Origin of the sequence: Cohaesibacter celericrescens, assembly GCF_002866925.1 — a bacterium.
GTDB lineage: Bacteria > Pseudomonadota > Alphaproteobacteria > Rhizobiales > Cohaesibacteraceae > Cohaesibacter > Cohaesibacter celericrescens.
The window spans coordinates 65,179-81,886 of the sequence record NZ_PKUQ01000052.1 but is presented as its reverse complement, the minus strand read 5'-3'; the positions used below and the strand labels follow the sequence as shown (position 1 = coordinate 81,886).

The following is a 16,708-nucleotide window of genomic DNA, read 5'->3' as shown; positions in this document are numbered from 1 at the left end:
GTAACTTCTGACAATAGGATAGGAGACTATTATGAAGTTCTTTGTTGATACCGCGATTATCAAAGATATCCGTGAACTGAATGATTATGGGTTGCTGGATGGAGTGACCACGAACCCGTCGTTGATCGCCAAATCCGGACGGGATTTCAAAGAAGTGATCGCTGAAATCTGTGGCGAAGTCACTGGGCCCGTATCCGCTGAAGTGGCGGCTCTGGATTATGATGGTATGGTAGCTGAAGGGGACCATCTCGCAAAGATTGCAGATAATGTTGTTATCAAGCTGCCTCTGACGCTGGATGGCATTAAGGCCTGCCGGTATTTCACGCTCAAAGGCATCAAAACCAACGTCACGCTTTGTTTCAGTGCCAATCAAGCATTGCTGGCGGCTAAAGCGGGCGCAACCTACATCAGCCCCTTCATCGGGCGACTGGACGATCTCAATATCGATGGTATGGAATTGATTGCTGAGATCCGTCAGATCTATGACAATTTTGACTTTAAGACCGAGGTGCTCGCGGCTTCTATCCGGACAGCCAATCACGTCAAAGAAGCCGCTTTGGCCGGGGCCGATGTTGCAACGATCCCTCCCGGCGTCATTAAAGGACTTGCCAAGCATGTCTTGACCGACAAAGGTCTTGACCAGTTTGCTAAAGACTGGGCATCCACCGGTCAATCCATATTGTAACCCGCATTGTCTGATCTGCGAGTGTATTTCTCACTCCTGTTGGGACGCGTTGTTCGGTTCATAGTTGACCCCAATGCGTCCCAAATCATGTCGGTTTCGGCATATTGTTTGTTTGCTTAAGCCTGAAAAGGCATGCTGGCTACCTGATTACCCGGAAAGCAGCACCCTCCTTTGATCCCGAACCTGAGTTCTGATTCCGCATTATTCTGGCAGGCTGCTATAAACGATGGAAACCCCAACTCAGGGGGGCTTTTCTTCACGATCATAGGTTTAATGGGTAACGCGCTTGCAGCAACGGTCGCAATTCACAAGGCCGTCTATCTACAAATAGATGGTGTCATTTGCAGGTGCTTTGGGGGCATTTAACGCCCGACAGCACGGTTTTCCACTGATAGCGAGACATGTTTTTGTGTCAGACTCAATCGTCGAGTCTCGATTGAAGGTCCCCTTTTCAGTTCAGCTATCTATCAGTAAATAAATCATTTTATTGAATTTCCAATAAAACGGTCATCGTTTGGTTTTGGCTTTCTGGAGCAAAAGAGTCGCGCCATTGGCAGTAAAGTATTGACTATTGTTTTAACTGATATATTAATTGAAATATGATTTTTGAACAAAAAAACGTGACCTTTTCAATGGCAGAGCAAGCCTACAATGTTTTGCGAAAAGCGATCCTGACTGGTCAGCTGTCTCCGGACTCAATCTGGTCGGATCGTGAATTGTGTGAGCGTTTCAAGTTAAGCCGCACGCCGGTGCGGGAATCTTTGCTGCGCCTTCAATCCGAAGAACTTGTCCGTATAGAGCCGCGCAAGGGAACGCGGGTCATGCCTCTTTTGGTTGACGACGTGCGTGAAATTCATCAGGTCGCCAAGGCATTGGAGCTGGAAGCGGCATTGTTGCTCGCAGATCGCGACCCGATGCCAGATCTGTCTTTCATGTGCAGGGCAATTGATGAGATGGAACGGGCATTGTCGGAAAACGATAGAGATGCGTGGGCCGAAGCTGACACCCGCTTTCATGTCTTGATGGTTGGTTTGTGTGGCAATCGCCGTCTGGCCCGAAATTACGAGGCTCATCGCGGTCTGACGGACAGAGCGCGATATTTTGTTCTGCATGTCAGGGAGTTACCCGTTAAATCCACTGAAGAACATCGATTGATGTACAAGGCTTTACTAAACAAAGACAGGCAAAGGCTGGAGGGCCTTTACCGACTGCATTGGGATCGCACCACAGAAGAAATTGTCACGTTGATCGAACAATATTCGCGCAACGGACCGGTGCCCAACTTCAACGTTCAACCCTAATCTACAACCGCGGAGGAAAAACTATGAAATCGAGACTACTTATTGCTGCTGCTATGCTGGCTGCGACTTGTATGACAGCCCCTGCTATGGCGGCGGATCTTGTTATCAAAATTGGTACCGTTGTATCAGGTGACCACCCGGAAAATGTTGGTGCTCGCGAAATTGAGCGATTGATCGAGGAACGTTCTGGTGGCGACATTGACGTGCGGGTGTTTACGGATGGCCAATTGGGCAATCAGCGTGAGATGGTTGAGCAGCTTCGGTCCGGCTCACTGGAAATCACATGGGTGACCACGGGTTTCTTCGGCTCCTGGGAACCCGTCCTAGGCACTTTGGAAATTGGTTATTTGTTCAAGGACCGTGAACATGCCTTCCGTGCTTTTGATGGAGAATTGGGCGAAGAAGTTGCTGCCAAAGTGGAAAAGCATGGCGTTGAACTGCTTGGATATTTTGAAGCAGGCATGCGTCATCTGACCAACTCCAAAAGAGCTGTGGCTGGGCCTGCCGATCTGCAGGGTTTGAAAATCCGCACGCCTCGGTCAACGTATCACCTGCGCACTTTGGAAATGATGGGTGCCAATGCCACGCCAATGGCCTTTAATGAGCTCTATACTGCTATGGAGCAGGGTGTTGTGGATGGCCAAGAAAATCCTCTGTCCAATATCTATAATGCTAAATTTTCTGAGGTGAATGACTACTTGTCTCTGACAGGTCACCTGCATTTGACGCACATGGTTCTTTATTCCGAAGATCTTTGGAAAAAGGTGAGCCCAGAACATCAGAAAATTATTCGTCAGGCCGTGCTGGACGCAGCCCAAGTGCAACGCGCCAAAGTCGCCGCAGATGATGCCAGCCTCCTTGTTGAATTAGAAAAAGAAGGCATGACCGTGACCCGTCCTGATCGCGATGCTTTTACCAAAGCCGTTGCGCCTTTGCGTGCTGATGCCATCGAAGAATTTGGTGAAGACGCCAAACGCTGGATCGACATGATCGACGCAACTCGCGACATCAAGTGATCAATATGAATACCGGTCAAAAACCCTTCCTTGGCACGCTAAAGCGTGCCGAGGATACCGTGATGTCCTTCATGAAATGGATTTTGATTTTAGCAATGTCCGGCATGGTTGGTGTCGTTTTCCTCCAAATCGTTTCGCGGTATGCTTTTTCCTTCTCACTTGGATGGTCAGAGGAAGTTGCACGTCTTCTGTTTATTTGTATCACCTTTTTGGGTGCTGCTGTTTTAGCGCGTAAAGAAGATCATCTCAAAGTGACCGTGATTACCGATATGCTACCAGAAAGGGCCAAGCATTTCGCTGCTCTGTTTGCCACCTCTGTTGCTTTGATTTGTGGCCGTTTCCTGGTCGAGGGCGGTTGGGAAACCATGGTGCGTGAATGGGATCAACGCACACCTTCATTGCAGTTCCCGATGGGCATCGTTTTTCTGATCATCTTCCTATCGGTCTGCCTTCTTACTTTGTGGCTGTTTGTTAACTTTCTGATTCATCTCAACCGGTTTGTTGTCGGAGAGAAACCGGAGGAACTGTCATGAGTACTCTCATTCTGCTTTTTGCTGTTTTCTTCGTCCTCCTGCTCATCGGAACGCCGATTATCTTCAGCTTGGCGGCGTCGGCAATGGTTGTTCTTGCTTCCATTGATCTGTTGTCTCCGCAGCTGGTTATGCAACGGGTTTATGCAGGTCTCGACAGTTTTCCCATGTTGGCCATTCCCTTCTTTATGGCTGCGGGTGCGTTGATGGAACAAGGAGGCATCTCCCGTCGGTTGGTGAATTTCTCGTCCTATTTGGTGGGGTGGATTTCAGGTGGTCTGGGGCATGTTGCGGTGATTGCGTCGACAATCTTTGCAGGCATTTCCGGATCGGCCGTTGCTGATACCACTGCCATTGGGTCCACAATGATTCCGATGATGAAACGGCGTGGTTATGACGCGTCATTCTCAGCAGCAGTCGTTGCGGCTTCAGGCGTCATCGGACCCATTATCCCTCCGTCCATTCCACTGGTGCTTTATGGTGTTATATCCGGGGCTTCCATTGGAGCGTTATTCATGGGCGGGATTATTCCTGGCCTGATGATGACTGTCGGCATGATGGTTTTGATTTTCACTTCTGCCAAACGGGCTAAGTGGGACATCGAAGTGGAACCCTTCAGTTGCAGAGGCTTATGGAAAAGTTTCTTGTCCGCCGCAGGCGCGTTGGTCATGCCAATCATTATCGTCGGGGGTATTTTAGGCGGTGTTTTCACCGCCACTGAGGCCGCTGTGGTCGCCACTGTCTATGCTTTGGTGATTGGGCTCTTCTGGTACAAGGAGCTGACTTTCAAGGAACTGCCGGATCTGTTTTACAACGCAGCTCTCAATACCGCTGTTGTCATGGTCATCGTCGGTGTCGCCAATCTGGTCGGGTATGTTCTGACCATCGAGCAACTTCCAATGATGCTATCAGATTGGTTTGGGGAGCATATCAGCAGCACGTTGGTGTTGTTGCTGGTGATCAACCTCCTGCTGTTGTTGGCCGGCTGCTTTCTGGACGGGGGCTCTGCCATCATCGTCTTTACGCCGGTCTTGCTTCCGGTGGTCAAGGCTTTTGGTGTCGATCCAATCTTCTTTGGTGTCATGATGACGGTCAATTTAATGATCGGCACGGTGACCCCTCCCGTGGGTCTTTCCCTCTATATTTCCGCACGCATTGCGGACATTTCGATCATACAGATCTGCAAGGCAATTCTCCCATTTCTGGCAGTTCAGTTGGTCGTTCTTCTGATCATCACCGTCTTCCCCGATCTGGTTATGATTATCCCAGATTACATGTACAAATAACAACAAATGAGGACTGATATGTCTTATAAAAACTCTATTCTTCTGGGTACAATCGGTGCCTACAACGACCGCTTCCATCAGTTCCAAAAGCCACGTACTTTTGAAGAACGCTTGGAGATTGCCAAAACCATTCCGCGTACAGATGGTGTTGAGCCGGTGTATCCGCAGGATCTAGGGCATAAAGGTGAGGGCGTCAAAGCGCTCAAAGCCAGTGGCCTCGCGGTTTCGGCGGTAAATGTGAATGTGAAAACGGAAGCGCCGTTTATCAATGGCTCCTTCACAAACCCCGACCCGGAAGTGCGCGCAAAAGCTGTGCAATATGTGAAAACATCCATGGATTTGGCTGCTGATCTGGATGCTTGGATGATCACGGTTTGCCCTTTGATTGATGGATGGGATTATGCCTTCCAAGTGGATCACATCGCACAATGGAACTGGATGAAAGAGTGCTTCACCGAGATTTGTGCTTATCGTTCTGATGTGAAAGTCAGCATCGAATATAAGGCGTATGAATCCCGTAATCACATCATTTTGCCATCCATGGGCCGGACACTGCATTTCTGCAATTGCGTTGGCGCTGATAATCTGGGTGTAACCATGGATGTGGGGCATGCCTTGATTGCTGGGGAATGTCCGGCTGCCGAGTTGGCCATTGCTCATGACGCTGGCAAATTGTTCTATGTCCACTTCAACGACAATGATCGCGGTGCCGATTGGGACATGTTGCCTGCATCGGTTCATATTTGGGAAACGCTGGAAACGCTCTATTATATGCGTAAAGTCGGTTTTGACGGCTGGCTTGCTTATGACGTCTTTACCCGCTCTGGTGATAATGTTGAAGCCATTGATGCAACATTTGAAATTATGGAAGATCTCGACAAGTTGCTCGATAAGATTGGCGAGGATAAAATAAAAGAAGCGATTGCTTCCGGTGTTCCCGCTCAAGGTTACCGGTCACTGATCAAGGCTCTGCTATGACACTGGGCCTTGGAACCTATATGTTCCGCTGGTCTATCGGGCACAAGGATCTTGTGCCCGATAAGCCCCTCACGCCAATGGATATCCTGACTATTGCAGATACCCATGGGTTTAAAGTGGTTCAATATGCAGACAATATGCCCCTTGAAACCTTGTCCGATGAGGCTTTGCAAACACTCTACAAGACTTCTTGTGACAAGGGTATTGCATTGGAACTGGGCACGGAATCATTTGATGCTGACGAAGTTGCGCGGAATATTGACCTTGCCGGAAGGATCGACGCTAAGATCTTGCGCATTGCTCTGGATACCAAGGACGCCGCCAAACCCGTGTCTGAGTTGGCGGCTGAATTTACCGAACTTTTGCCGCAAGCGAAAGAAAACGGAGTGCGCTTGGCAATTGAAAACCACTTCAATTTTCCTTCGCGCCGGTTGGTTGAGCTGCTTGATGTTATCGCAGATGATAGTCTTGGTGTCTGTCTGGATGTTGCCAATTCAATCTGCGCGGGCGAATGGCCGATGGAGACCGTGGGCATTCTTGCGCCTTTCACCATCAACCTGCACCTCAAGGATTATGTGATCATACCCGATGCTTACGGGGTCGGGTTCCGTATCTATGGGTGTCCGTTGGGCACGGGCAAGCTGGATATCGATGCAGTCATGAAGGCTTTGCAACACTGCCCCGGTGATATGAGCGTTATTCTGGAGCATTGGCTACCAAAAACCAACGATGATCTGGTGGCCGCACGCGCCAAAGAGCATGAATGGTTGGCAGCTCACATCAAGGCGGCCAAAGAGTCTGTACCCTCCAAATGGCTATAAAACAACCGGTCGCCGAGGGCCTTCCTCCCTGCCTCGGCGGCCACTCTTGTTTACGGCTCAACAAGAGCAGTCTCTCACAATCTTTAACTTCAGACCACTAAACCAGATCGTTTAATCCAGCCGTTGAATGCTGCTGTGTGGCACGGCGAACCGTGAGGAAATTTCAATGTGTGAAGTGATCTCCATATCCAGTGCTGCACTGTCCGCTACGATTTTGCCCTACGGTGCGCGCCTTGCTGATTTGCGATTGGGTGCCGAGCAGATCCCGCTGGTTCTCAGACATAAGGCTCTGGATAGTTTTCTTACGGATAAAAACTATATGGGGGCGGTTATTGGCCGCTATGCCAATCGCATTGATAAAGGGAAAATAGAAATCGATGGCCAAACTTTTCAACTGGAGTTGAACGAGGCTGGTTGTCGGCAATTGCACGGTGGTTCGCGCGGGTTTGCCGTACAAAACTGGACCGTCGCAGACACAACGGATCAAGCGGTAAAACTGAAAATTTCAAGTCAAGATGGGGACGCAGGTTACCCCGGAAATCTCGACGCCAGTGTCATCTATGAGATTTGTAATGAAACAACGCTAAGAATTTCCCTACACGCACAAACGGACCGCCCGACGTTGGTCAACATGTGCCACCATCCCTATTTCCGATTTGGCAAAGCCACACCACAATCGGATCATTCGTTGACCATTCATGCAACGCACGTTCTGCCAAGCGATGAAACATTGGTGCCGACTGGAGAGATCAAGCCAGTCGCGGGCACCGAGTTTGATTTTCTGCGTCCCAGAATGCTGGACCCAGAACAAGATCCTCTGTTCAACAACACCTATTGTTTTCCTGTTAGGGAGAATGGTGCCTTGCATCATGGTGCAACGCTGGCCACCAGTCAGGTTCAGATGGAGCTATGGACAACCCAACCAGGCATGCATCTCTATAATGGATACAAACTCGATGGGACCGATGTTGATCAATATGGGGAGGCAATCAACGCCCATTCAGCTATTTGTCTTGAGGCACAAGGGTGGCCAGACAGTCCAAATAATAATCGTTTCCCCAGTACGCTACTCTTTCCTGAACAGCATTACCAGCAAATCACCGAATACAGATTCTCGTTCATATAAAACCAGTATTCCATGGTCTACCTCGCAGCATTAGCCGGAGTTACGAAACATAGACGCATTGTCTTGTTGTTCGATGATTGATAGCAGTTCTTTTGTCGTGCGTGCCCAGTGGGCATGGTAAAGCTCTGCCAGACGAATGCTATCACCGGTGCAAATAGCTTCATAAATTTGCCTGTGTTCGACCGTCGATTTGCGCGGCAATTCCCTGACATGCATGGTAAAAAACCGAGCACGGTCTGTCAGTTCCCGCATGGATAGATACATGTCGCACAAGCGGTTGTTGTTGCAGGCAAACATAATGGCCCGATGGAACTGCATGTCAGCCTTGACCCAACTCTGACGATCTTCGGTCTCGATTGCTTGCTCCATTGCCTCTACAGCGCGCCCAATATCCTTGGCACGTTCTGTTCGGTCATCCTGCAATGAAATGGACCGGGCAGCCTCAAGTTCAAGGGCTTTGGAAAGCTGTTGAATTTCTCGGATGTCATCAACCGACAAAGGAAGGATCCGCGTTCCTCTGCGCGGCAAAATTTCAACCAGCTTTTGCGTTTTCAGCCGCAATACAGCTTCGCGCACTGGTGTACGGCTGAGTCCGAATTTTTCCGATAGCTCACGGTCAGTCCATAGAGTTTCGGGTTTTAACTCATTGGTTAAAATAGCTTCCCGGATGACCTCATAAGCCTGATCAGTCAGTGATTTTGGTTTTGCAGGTTTGTTGCTCATGTTTCAACTGGTATATCTACACATATGTTATGTAAAGCATAGATTACGAGTTGTAAAAAAAATTTAGTACCAAGCGAGCAACAGATGACAAAAGAGCCATCGCGGGGAAAACTGAAGCCACCTTTTCAACGATGCTTCAGTTTTCCCCGCGATGGGATTGGCAACGACGATGTGCCCCGCATGAAGTGCTGCTTCAATAGAACGGGTCGCTGCGAATAGATTTTCAAAACCAAAGGCTTGGGGCATAATAAAACAACCTATGAACCAGCCCATTTTTTGCTGCAAGGCCCTTGAATATCCCATCCTAATACGTATGTAACATTGCAAGAATGCTTTATGATGTGCGATGATTGTATCGTTATAAGTAAGAGCAATTGACTGGTGAACAGCGCATGTTGTGATGTGCAATGGTCAGCCCAACGTGGTATGGTTCTGTTCTTAACAGGCAGAGAGGGTCTGGTGAGAGGTGGCATAGCTTTTCTTTTTCACCGTCTTTCGCATCACCTTACAAGTGTTTGTTTGCAGGCTGAGACAAGTCTCTGGTTGTCCGACCCTGCTCTTTTCGCCGTACCATTGGGTGAATACCGGGTTGGATGCAAAGCCAGCAGCAACAGACGAATACTTGGAATTACCGTTAGACCCATCGACATTTTATGAAGCGAAGGACCAATCAAGGCTACGGCCGCAAATCGACACTTGTGAAAGTGGATAGAAGCGACTGATATTCAGTCAGTACTGGCCCGAGATACAATAGAGACTATCAGACCCAGGAGTTTGGTTATGGCGATATTGAATATTGAAACAGTACAGATGGAACCCAGACCTACAGAGCTGATGCCATCTCCAACACAAATGCGAGAAAGAGACCGGCTCATCGAACAAAAATATGCCTCTTTGGGTCAAGGTGCAGCCGTATTCAAGCCGCGCGTGAGTGATCGTTTGACAGAAAAGAACGATCACACTTTGCTATCCCTATTTGCTGCAAAGGCCTTTGAACAGCACTTTCAACCAAATAGTACAATTCTGCTGCACGGCTATCCAGCTGACGCGATTTATTTGATTGTCTCTGGAACCATTCGTTGCAATACCATCAGCGAAGAAGGCACTCGGCAAATTTTTCGCTTTGCAAAGAAGGGGGAGCTTGTGGGGATTTCAGATATCGATATCTGGCACTTTACAGCCGAAGCTGTGGACCACGTCATCGTGAAAGCCATTCCCCGCGCAATTGTCGAGCAAGAACTCTCGGTCAATGAGTCGTTGCGGCATGAGATTAGGGCTCATATTTGCAGCCAATTGGAATGTCGCGAGAAACAGTTGCTTTCTTTGGTCACGAGCAAAGCCCCAGAGCGCTTGTTCCGGTTTCTCTGCGAATATGCATCATCAAGGACAGATACAGGCTATATTGCCCTGCCGATGTGCCGCCGCGACATCGCTGATCATCTTGGTACATCGGTCGAAACCGTTAGTAGAGCTTTCAGCGAACTGAAGGCTAAGGGACGTATCGATCTTGCAACTGCCGAAAAATATAAAATCTGCGATGAGCCCCACAACAAAAAAATGATTGCGTCTATTCCTCAGCTTTCTTGATGATAAAAGATAATCACTCCTTTTTCGGTGCCTCATCCTGCTTGGTTGTGGGATTTTCGCCGTCGCGAACTGATTTTTCTGTGCCTTCTGTATGGATGCTTTTTTTCTTCAGCGCCTCGAACCCGATGATGACATCGAGCAGTTCTGTGGTGATTTCGGTCTGGCGTACGGCACGTGTATCGGATTTGAGGGCATCAAGCCTGTCGTCCACAGACTGTTCTGCTTGTTGCATCAACGCCAGCCGTGCAGCATTTTCGGTAACCATCGCCACAGCGGCGGCTTTAAACAGGCTCGCAAACAAATGCCCGCGTATCAATGCGGTGAACAAATCGTCTGGCGGCATCGAAAAATAGGGCAGGCTCCGCGATGCCCAGCGTTTTGTTTGAAGCTCATCAATGATTGAAGGATCAAGCGGTAGCAAAGGTTTGATTTCCGGTGCCTGCGCTCCCTCCGCATTGCGTGCAATATAGGCCAGAGACACAGATACTTCGTGAAGATGGTGATCTTGCCTTATGGTGTCTAGCTTCTGCGTGAGAAGGTTTGCAAGGCGCCCTATTCCGTCGACAGAGGCTGCTGGGAAAAACACTTTTTCCACCACGAGGGACCGGTCTGCAAGCGCATCAGCCATCTGAGCCCCGATGCATAGGATGATTGGGGCTTTGTGGGGGCTGGGTCCGATTTGGTCTGCGACATGGGCTGCAAGCGTCTCGTTGTAGTTTCCGCACAAACCGTGGTCTGAGCCGAACACCACGATGACTTGATCGGTTGTGCCCGAGTTCACGCCTTTGATCGGTCCTGATTGCGACAGGAAAGCATGCAATCCTTCGAGAATGGTGCGGTGATAGGCCTCTACTGCGCGTGCAGCGTGCTCATAGGGGACCGAATTGATAACCGATAGTGTTTTCATTGTGTGAACTACACTGCGAATACCCTGCATGCTGGTTGTGCGCCTTGCAAGTGTTTCAAGTGTCTGTGCCATTTTTCTCCTCCAGGGTTTCACGGGCCTGTTGGCCAAGTGCTGCCATGCGAGTGCGGGCATTGTCGTCAAGAGGTTGGTTCTGTGTGATCAGGTCAGCGATGTCTGCCAAATCACGTCTTGCGATTGATCTGAGCGTTGCCATGACTTCGAAAGTATCGGCTTCGCTTAATCCGTCGAATTTTCCATCCATTGCGGCAACCAGAACGGCAAGCTGTTCAGTGGCCGCAATGGGGTCACGTTCTGCCTGACGCAAGGCCGCACGGACAGCCGCGCCCCGTGTCAGCTGTTTACGGGTGGCATCGTCCAGGCGAGTGCCAAACCGGGCAAAATCTTCTAGTTCCTCAAATTGGGACAAGGTTACGCGCAAATTGCCAGCCACTGATCGGAACGCCGTGTTTTGTGCCTTGCCGCCAACCCGTGAGACCGACACGCCAAGATCAACTGCCGGAAACTGGTTTTTGCGCACAAGGCGTGGTGACAAATAGATCTGGCCATCAGTGATCGAGATAAGATTGGTTGGAATATAGGCCGATAGATTTTCAGCCTGTGTCTCAACAACCGGTAAAACGGTAATAGAACCGCCTCCGGCGTTTTCATTGAACTGTCCGGCACGCTCCAGCAATCGGGCGTGGATATAAAAAATATCTCCCGGAAAGGCTTCACGGCCGGGGGGGCGTCGTAACAGTAGCGATAATTCGCGGTAAGATCGCGCATGATGGGTCAGATCATCCAACACGACCAGCACATCGCGGCCTTGGGCAGAGAAATATTCGGCCATCGTCAAGGCAGCATAGGGGGCAATATAGGCCAAACCTGCGGCATCTTCGTCTCCCGCAGAGAGAATGATCGTTCGCTTCATCATGCCACCATCGATGAGCGCTCCATTTACCTTGGCGACAGCGTCCCCGCGTTGTCCGATGGCGCAATAAATGCAGATCACATCGGTTCTTTTCTGATTGAGGATTGCGTCGACAGCGAGCGATGTTTTGCCGGTCTGCCTGTCGCCAATAACAAGTTGACGTTGCCCAAGCCCTATGGGAACAGCTGCATCAACTACTTTGATACCAGTTGCCAACGGGCGCGTGATTGCCTTTCGATCGAGAATTTTTGGAGCCTCGGCTTCGACAGGCCGCACAGCCTCTTCCTTTATTGTGCCCTTGCCGTCCAGAGGCGTGCCAAGCGCGTTGACGACGCGGCCCAAAAGAGACGGACCGACTTTGGTGCTTACGACCATATGGGTTCGAACAACACTTTCGCCAATGGCAACACGGTCCCAGGGCCCCAGAAGAACAACACCCAGATGCCCTGCTTCAAGATCAAGAATGATGCCCTGCACGCCACTGTCAAACTGCAGTAATTCTTCAGACAAGGCGCGTTCCAGCCCCGTCACAATGGCGATGCCGTCAGCCACCTCGGCCACCTGCCCTATTTCACTCAGGTGTGGTTCCGGCGCTGGGCTATCCAGAATCGTATTAAGAAGATCCATAGGATTGGCAACGGGGGTGCTGGTTTCAATGGTCATGGGATTTTTCCTTCAGGTCAATTCCGCGCGCCAAAGTTCCGCTGATGAGTGCTTCAAGGCCTTCGATGTAGGTGTCTACAGTCCAAGCCACCTGTGCTCCGCCCAAACGCAAGATGAGACCCGGTGCCTGATCTTGATCCACCTTGAACTGCACTTTGACTTGAGGAAACTCGGCCTTTAAATTTGTAACCAGTCCATCCTGAGCTGTCGGTGATAACGCACTATGGCTTGTTACCACTGCAACCGTTGCCTTGCCTGCAGCTTGGTGTAGGTTTTTGACCAGTGGTTTGATTTGAACAAGCAAGTGATGCGCCATCCGCTCTTCCAATGTTTCATCCGCTAGATCGCTCAATGCCTTGCGAGTGAGCGCCAATAGAGCACTGGCACCTGCGCTATGTACCTTGCTCATGTAAACCCGCGCCTGTTCTTCAAGATGGGCCTGCCACCCTTTTTTCTCTTGCTCCATACGTTGGTGCGCCTTGGCCAACAGGGCGTCCCGCTGTTCTTCGGCGGACTTTCGGATTGTTTCAGATATCTGGGACTGTGTAGATTTCAGAGCGCGTACTTTTTCATTGAATGCCGCCTCGGTTGCTTCAGCCGATTTTTTAGCCAGCAGCGCCTCTTGCATCCTGCTTGAGATCTCTGCCTCGCGTGCATCGATGCCATCAAGAATGGGACGATAAAGAAAGTGCTTCAACAGCCAGACGAGAACCAGAAAATTGATGAGCTGTGCAACCACAGTGATCCAGTCAATAGACATTGATCAACCACCCACAGTCTGTGCCGCTGCCACCGCTGCATTCCAGAATGGATTTGCAAAAATCAGGATCATGGCGACAACAAAACAATAGATAGCTGTCGACTCAATCATGGCGAGGCTGACAAATAGGGTGCGTGAAATGGTAGAGGAAGCGTCGGGCTGTTGTGCCATGGCACTAAGGGCTGTCGCGGCGGCGCGCCCTTCGCCTAGGGCAGGACCGATAGCGCCAAATGAAACGGTAACCCCCGCTGTGAATATCGAGATGGCTGCAATGATGCCAAGGTCTGTCATGATCTGTCCTTTTCAAGCTTTTTAGGAGTTGAAGGTGCTGTCGCGCTGGAGATGTAGACCGTCGCTAGAATTGCGAAAATGTAGGCTTGTATCATGCCGGTCAGGAGACCCAACACATCCATCACCACAGGAAAAAAGAAAGGGGCTACACCCAAGAGGATTACCGCTATCACGGCTCCACTCATGAGGTTGCCGTAAAGGCGGATCGCAAGCGATAAACCGCGCGAGAACTCCGAGATGATATTAAAGGGAAGCATGATGAATGACGGCTCAATATAAGTTCTGAGATATCCACCCACACCTCGGCTAATCACACCAAAGAGTGGCACCGCAATCACAACCGAAATGGCAAGAGCTGTGGTTGTAGACAAGGACGATGTTGGCGGTTCGAACCCCGGAATGACCAAAAGCAGGTTCGACGTGGCCACAAAAAGGAACAGTGTTCCTGAAAAATACAGCAAGTGTCGTGAAGGCCCCTGAGATATCTCCCGGATCTGCTCCTGAATGCCCTGAACAATCACCTCTAAGGTCGTTCGCCACCGGTTTGGTGGAATATCGGGGCGCAAATTGCGCGTGATCAGCATCGATGCGATGGTCAAAATCGCCATGACAATCCATGTGTAAAAAAGCGTTGCATTGATGGGGATGCCCCAGATGATCAAAATGATGGTCTGGTCTGGAGATAAGGTCATCGGGCACCTCCCGCAGGGGTATCCGTGCTGGCAACACTGGCAACATTTGTGGCAATGAGCCTTACGATAAAGAACGCCACTGCATAACCGAGAGCCGCCCATAATCCGCCCTGCTCTGCCACGAACCAGGCAACGCCGAGCAAGACGGCAATTCGCACGATCGCACTCAGGGATATTAGTTTTATCGGGTTCTGTGTGCGTAAGGCGTACCGTATACCAACCGATAGACCAATGAAGAAGACGGTGCTTACAGCGATGCCAACAACCAAGCCCAGCCCCACGGCGCTCCAATTAACAAGTATCATTTTTCGCCTCCCTCTTTGTTTATCCAAGCAGCGACTATGAAAGCCCCCAGCACCACGCCTCCTAAAATCAAAGCTATGGTCCATGAAAATCCTTGAGGTGCTACACCATCTAGCCAAAGCCCCAGAAAAGCACCGCTGACCGTCGGAACGGCAATGGACCAGCCGATCATCCCGAATGTGCCTATTCCTCGCAGAGGGCTTGGCGCAGGGTGTTCGCGGGTCGATTTCATCCGTCTGGCGTGGCGAGCAATTTCCTCGATGGGGGTGTCGGGTTTCTGGGTCATTGTTGTGCCCTCTGCAATTCAGCAAAGCGACGCACTATGCCTGCTTCCAGTCGCGACAAGGCGGACCGAGCTTGGCGTTCTTCCTCGTCCATCTGGATAAAGCTGACTTGAACCAATTCCTCCAGGCTGCTCAGATCGTTGCCACGCACACCGCGGCGTGTGACAACAACAACTTCAGGCCCTTTCTTGACAAAAAGGCCTTCATCGAGACCAAAAAATTCTTCGGAGCCATCGATAAGATGCAGTGCCATGACCGACGGGATCAAAGCGGTGACAAAATCGATATGGTTTGGCCAAATGCCGAATGCACCGTTAGAAGCCATTGCCGTCAAGCGCGTGGCCTGCCCTTCAAATAATGTTCGGGTTGGCAGGCGAATGGTGACGGTCATGTCGGAAACCATGCTCATGACTTGGCCTCCAGATCATCCAGACTACCGATCATGTAATAAGCGCTTTCGGGAAGATCAAATTGGGTCTGACCAAGGATTGTCTCGCAACCGCTCAACGTGTCCGCGATTGGCACCAACTTGCCCTCCATTCCGCTGAAGGAGCCAGTCGTAAAGAAGGGCTGTGTTAAAAATCGCTCCAACCGGCGCGCCCGTGCCACGGTGGTGCGATCGGCAGACGACAATTCCTCAAGACCGAGCATCGCAATAATATCGCGTAACTCTTCATATTCGGCCAGTGTTCGGCGCACGGCACGGGCGATGTCATAGTGCCTCTGGCCAATAACAGAGGGCGTGAGCATTACCGAGGCGGAGGCCAACGGATCGACCGCCGGATAAAGACCTTCACTCGCCCGTTTGCGCGACAAAACCACGGAGGCCGAAAGATGCGAAAAAATATGGGCCGCCGCCGGATCGGTGAAATCGTCGGCAGGCACATAAACTGCTTGAATAGAGGTGATGGCACCCCGTTTGGTCGAGGTGATGCGTTCTTCCAAACCGGCCAGCTCTGTGGCCAGTGTTGGTTGGTAGCCAACGCGTGAAGGCATCCGCCCCAACAAGCCCGAAACCTCGACGCCTGCCTGAACAAAGCGGAAAATATTGTCGATGAGCAACAGCACGTCCTGGCCTTTGTCATCGCGAAAATATTCAGCCATGGTAAGTGCAGAGTTGCCCACCCTAAATCGCACGCCAGGGGCCTCATTCATCTGGCCAAACAGCATCACTGTTTTCTCCCGCACCCCCGCTTCACCCATCTCGCGGTATAATTCTTCGGCTTCGCGCGAGCGTTCCCCGATGCCACAAAACAGGCTGACACCCTTGTGGTGTTGCACAGTGTTGTTGATCAATTCGGTGATCAGAACGGTTTTTCCCACGCCTGCACCGCCAAATAATCCGGTCTTTCCACCCCGTTCGATCGGCGACAGAAGGTCAATGGCTTTGATACCGGTCTCAAGAATCTGAGAATGCAGAACACGGTCGCTCAGTTTTGGTGGAGGCTGGTGGATGGTGCGATGCTCCGTTACCTCTGGAGCAGGACGGCCATCAATTGGCGCGCCAAAGACATTCAGCATCCGTCCCAAAACGGCATCACCAACGGGCACGCGGATTGACTCTCCGGTTGCTTTAACAGTCATGCCAAGACCAAGCCCGCGCACGGGTGCCATGGCTATCGCCCGAACCATGCTGTTGCCTATCAAGCCGGACACTTCCAGCGCGACATCTCCAGCATAGAGCAGGTCGTAAATGTGGGGAACCTGCCCCTTGAAAGCGACATCGACGACCCCGCCGCGAATGGCTGCAATGCTACCGTCGGTCAGTGTATCGAGCGTATCGTGTGTGCCGTGTTTTGAAATGGCCTTGTTATCCATCCGATT

Annotated in this window: 19 protein-coding genes; 9 read left to right on the top strand and 10 right to left on the bottom strand. The window is 50.7% G+C overall.

Going from position 1 to position 16,708, the window contains the following annotated elements; all coding sequences use genetic code 11:
• The first annotated feature begins 31 nt into the window (after window positions 1-31).
• The 8 genes from fsa (at window position 32) to C0081_RS20090 (ending at window position 7,743) form a co-directional block, all read left to right on the top strand.
• A complete protein-coding gene (gene fsa / locus C0081_RS20125; RefSeq protein WP_101535531.1) occupies window positions 32-685 on the top strand; it encodes a fructose-6-phosphate aldolase in 654 nt (217 codons plus the stop codon).
• 632 nt (window positions 686-1,317) lie between these two features.
• Window positions 1,318-1,986 (top strand): GntR family transcriptional regulator, encoded by a 669-nt coding sequence (locus C0081_RS20120; RefSeq protein ID WP_210200574.1) that lies wholly within the window; start codon window positions 1,318-1,320, stop codon window positions 1,984-1,986.
• Between the two features lie 23 nt (window positions 1,987-2,009).
• Window positions 2,010-3,002, top strand: a complete 993-nt coding sequence (locus C0081_RS20115; RefSeq protein ID WP_101535529.1) for a sialic acid TRAP transporter substrate-binding protein SiaP — start codon at window positions 2,010-2,012, stop codon at window positions 3,000-3,002.
• 5 nt (window positions 3,003-3,007) lie between these two features.
• Window positions 3,008-3,535 (top strand): TRAP transporter small permease, encoded by a 528-nt coding sequence (locus tag C0081_RS20110; RefSeq protein ID WP_210200573.1) that lies wholly within the window; start codon window positions 3,008-3,010, stop codon window positions 3,533-3,535.
• Window positions 3,532-4,818 carry a TRAP transporter large permease gene (locus C0081_RS20105; RefSeq protein WP_101535527.1) on the top strand — a complete coding sequence of 429 codons (1,287 nt, stop codon included), beginning with the start codon at window positions 3,532-3,534 and terminating at the stop codon, window positions 4,816-4,818. Before C0081_RS20110 ends, C0081_RS20105 begins: the two co-directional genes overlap by 4 nt.
• Before the next feature lie 18 nt (window positions 4,819-4,836).
• Window positions 4,837-5,796, top strand: coding sequence for a sugar phosphate isomerase/epimerase family protein (locus C0081_RS20100; protein WP_101535526.1), 960 nt, complete (start codon window positions 4,837-4,839; stop codon window positions 5,794-5,796).
• Window positions 5,793-6,617, top strand: a complete 825-nt coding sequence (locus tag C0081_RS20095) for a sugar phosphate isomerase/epimerase family protein (RefSeq protein ID WP_101535525.1) — start codon at window positions 5,793-5,795, stop codon at window positions 6,615-6,617. Before C0081_RS20100 ends, C0081_RS20095 begins: the two co-directional genes overlap by 4 nt.
• 166 nt (window positions 6,618-6,783) lie before the next feature.
• Window positions 6,784-7,743: an aldose epimerase family protein gene (locus tag C0081_RS20090; protein WP_180966974.1), complete on the top strand. Its 960-nt coding sequence runs from the start codon at window positions 6,784-6,786 to the stop codon at window positions 7,741-7,743.
• Between the two features lie 30 nt (window positions 7,744-7,773).
• Here C0081_RS20090 and C0081_RS20085 read toward each other — a convergent pair whose 3' ends face one another.
• Window positions 7,774-8,466, bottom strand: coding sequence for a GntR family transcriptional regulator (locus C0081_RS20085; RefSeq protein ID WP_101535523.1), 693 nt, complete (start codon window positions 8,464-8,466; stop codon window positions 7,774-7,776).
• A 780-nt stretch (window positions 8,467-9,246) separates the two neighbouring features.
• Between C0081_RS20085 and C0081_RS20075 the strand changes: the two genes are divergently transcribed.
• Complete coding sequence (locus C0081_RS20075) at window positions 9,247-10,053, top strand: Crp/Fnr family transcriptional regulator (protein ID WP_101535521.1); 807 nt, start codon at window positions 9,247-9,249, stop codon at window positions 10,051-10,053.
• Window positions 10,054-10,066: 13 nt separating this feature from the next.
• On the opposite strand, the gene C0081_RS20070 is transcribed toward C0081_RS20075, so the two are convergent.
• Genes C0081_RS20070 through atpD form a run of 9 tightly spaced genes read right to left on the bottom strand, consistent with a single transcriptional unit; the run spans window position 10,067 to window position 16,702 of the window.
• Window positions 10,067-11,032: a F0F1 ATP synthase subunit gamma gene (locus C0081_RS20070; RefSeq protein ID WP_101535520.1), complete on the bottom strand. Its 966-nt coding sequence runs from the start codon at window positions 11,030-11,032 to the stop codon at window positions 10,067-10,069.
• Window positions 11,016-12,554 carry a F0F1 ATP synthase subunit alpha gene (locus C0081_RS20065; protein WP_101535519.1) on the bottom strand — a complete coding sequence of 513 codons (1,539 nt, stop codon included), beginning with the start codon at window positions 12,552-12,554 and terminating at the stop codon, window positions 11,016-11,018. The genes C0081_RS20070 and C0081_RS20065 overlap by 17 nt, the downstream gene beginning before the upstream one ends.
• Entirely contained in the window at window positions 12,544-13,314 is a 771-nt protein-coding gene (locus C0081_RS20060; protein ID WP_101535518.1) for a F0F1 ATP synthase subunit delta, read from the bottom strand. Before C0081_RS20060 ends, C0081_RS20065 begins: the two co-directional genes overlap by 11 nt.
• A 3-nt stretch (window positions 13,315-13,317) precedes the next feature.
• Window positions 13,318-13,605: a F0F1 ATP synthase subunit C gene (locus tag C0081_RS20055; RefSeq protein ID WP_101535517.1), complete on the bottom strand. Its 288-nt coding sequence runs from the start codon at window positions 13,603-13,605 to the stop codon at window positions 13,318-13,320.
• Window positions 13,602-14,297 (bottom strand): F0F1 ATP synthase subunit A, encoded by a 696-nt coding sequence (locus C0081_RS20050; protein ID WP_101535516.1) that lies wholly within the window; start codon window positions 14,295-14,297, stop codon window positions 13,602-13,604. Before C0081_RS20050 ends, C0081_RS20055 begins: the two co-directional genes overlap by 4 nt.
• A complete protein-coding gene (locus tag C0081_RS20045; protein WP_210200572.1) occupies window positions 14,294-14,602 on the bottom strand; it encodes an ATP synthase subunit I in 309 nt (102 codons plus the stop codon). The genes C0081_RS20050 and C0081_RS20045 overlap by 4 nt, the downstream gene beginning before the upstream one ends.
• A complete protein-coding gene (locus C0081_RS20040) occupies window positions 14,599-14,886 on the bottom strand; it encodes an AtpZ/AtpI family protein (protein WP_101535515.1) in 288 nt (95 codons plus the stop codon). Before C0081_RS20040 ends, C0081_RS20045 begins: the two co-directional genes overlap by 4 nt.
• On the bottom strand, window positions 14,883-15,293 hold the full coding sequence (locus C0081_RS20035; RefSeq protein WP_101535514.1) for an ATPase: 411 nt from the start codon (window positions 15,291-15,293) through the stop codon (window positions 14,883-14,885). The genes C0081_RS20040 and C0081_RS20035 overlap by 4 nt, the downstream gene beginning before the upstream one ends.
• On the bottom strand, window positions 15,290-16,702 hold the full coding sequence (atpD, locus tag C0081_RS20030) for a F0F1 ATP synthase subunit beta (protein WP_101535513.1): 1,413 nt from the start codon (window positions 16,700-16,702) through the stop codon (window positions 15,290-15,292). The genes C0081_RS20035 and atpD overlap by 4 nt, the downstream gene beginning before the upstream one ends.
• Window positions 16,703-16,708 lie beyond the last annotated feature (6 nt).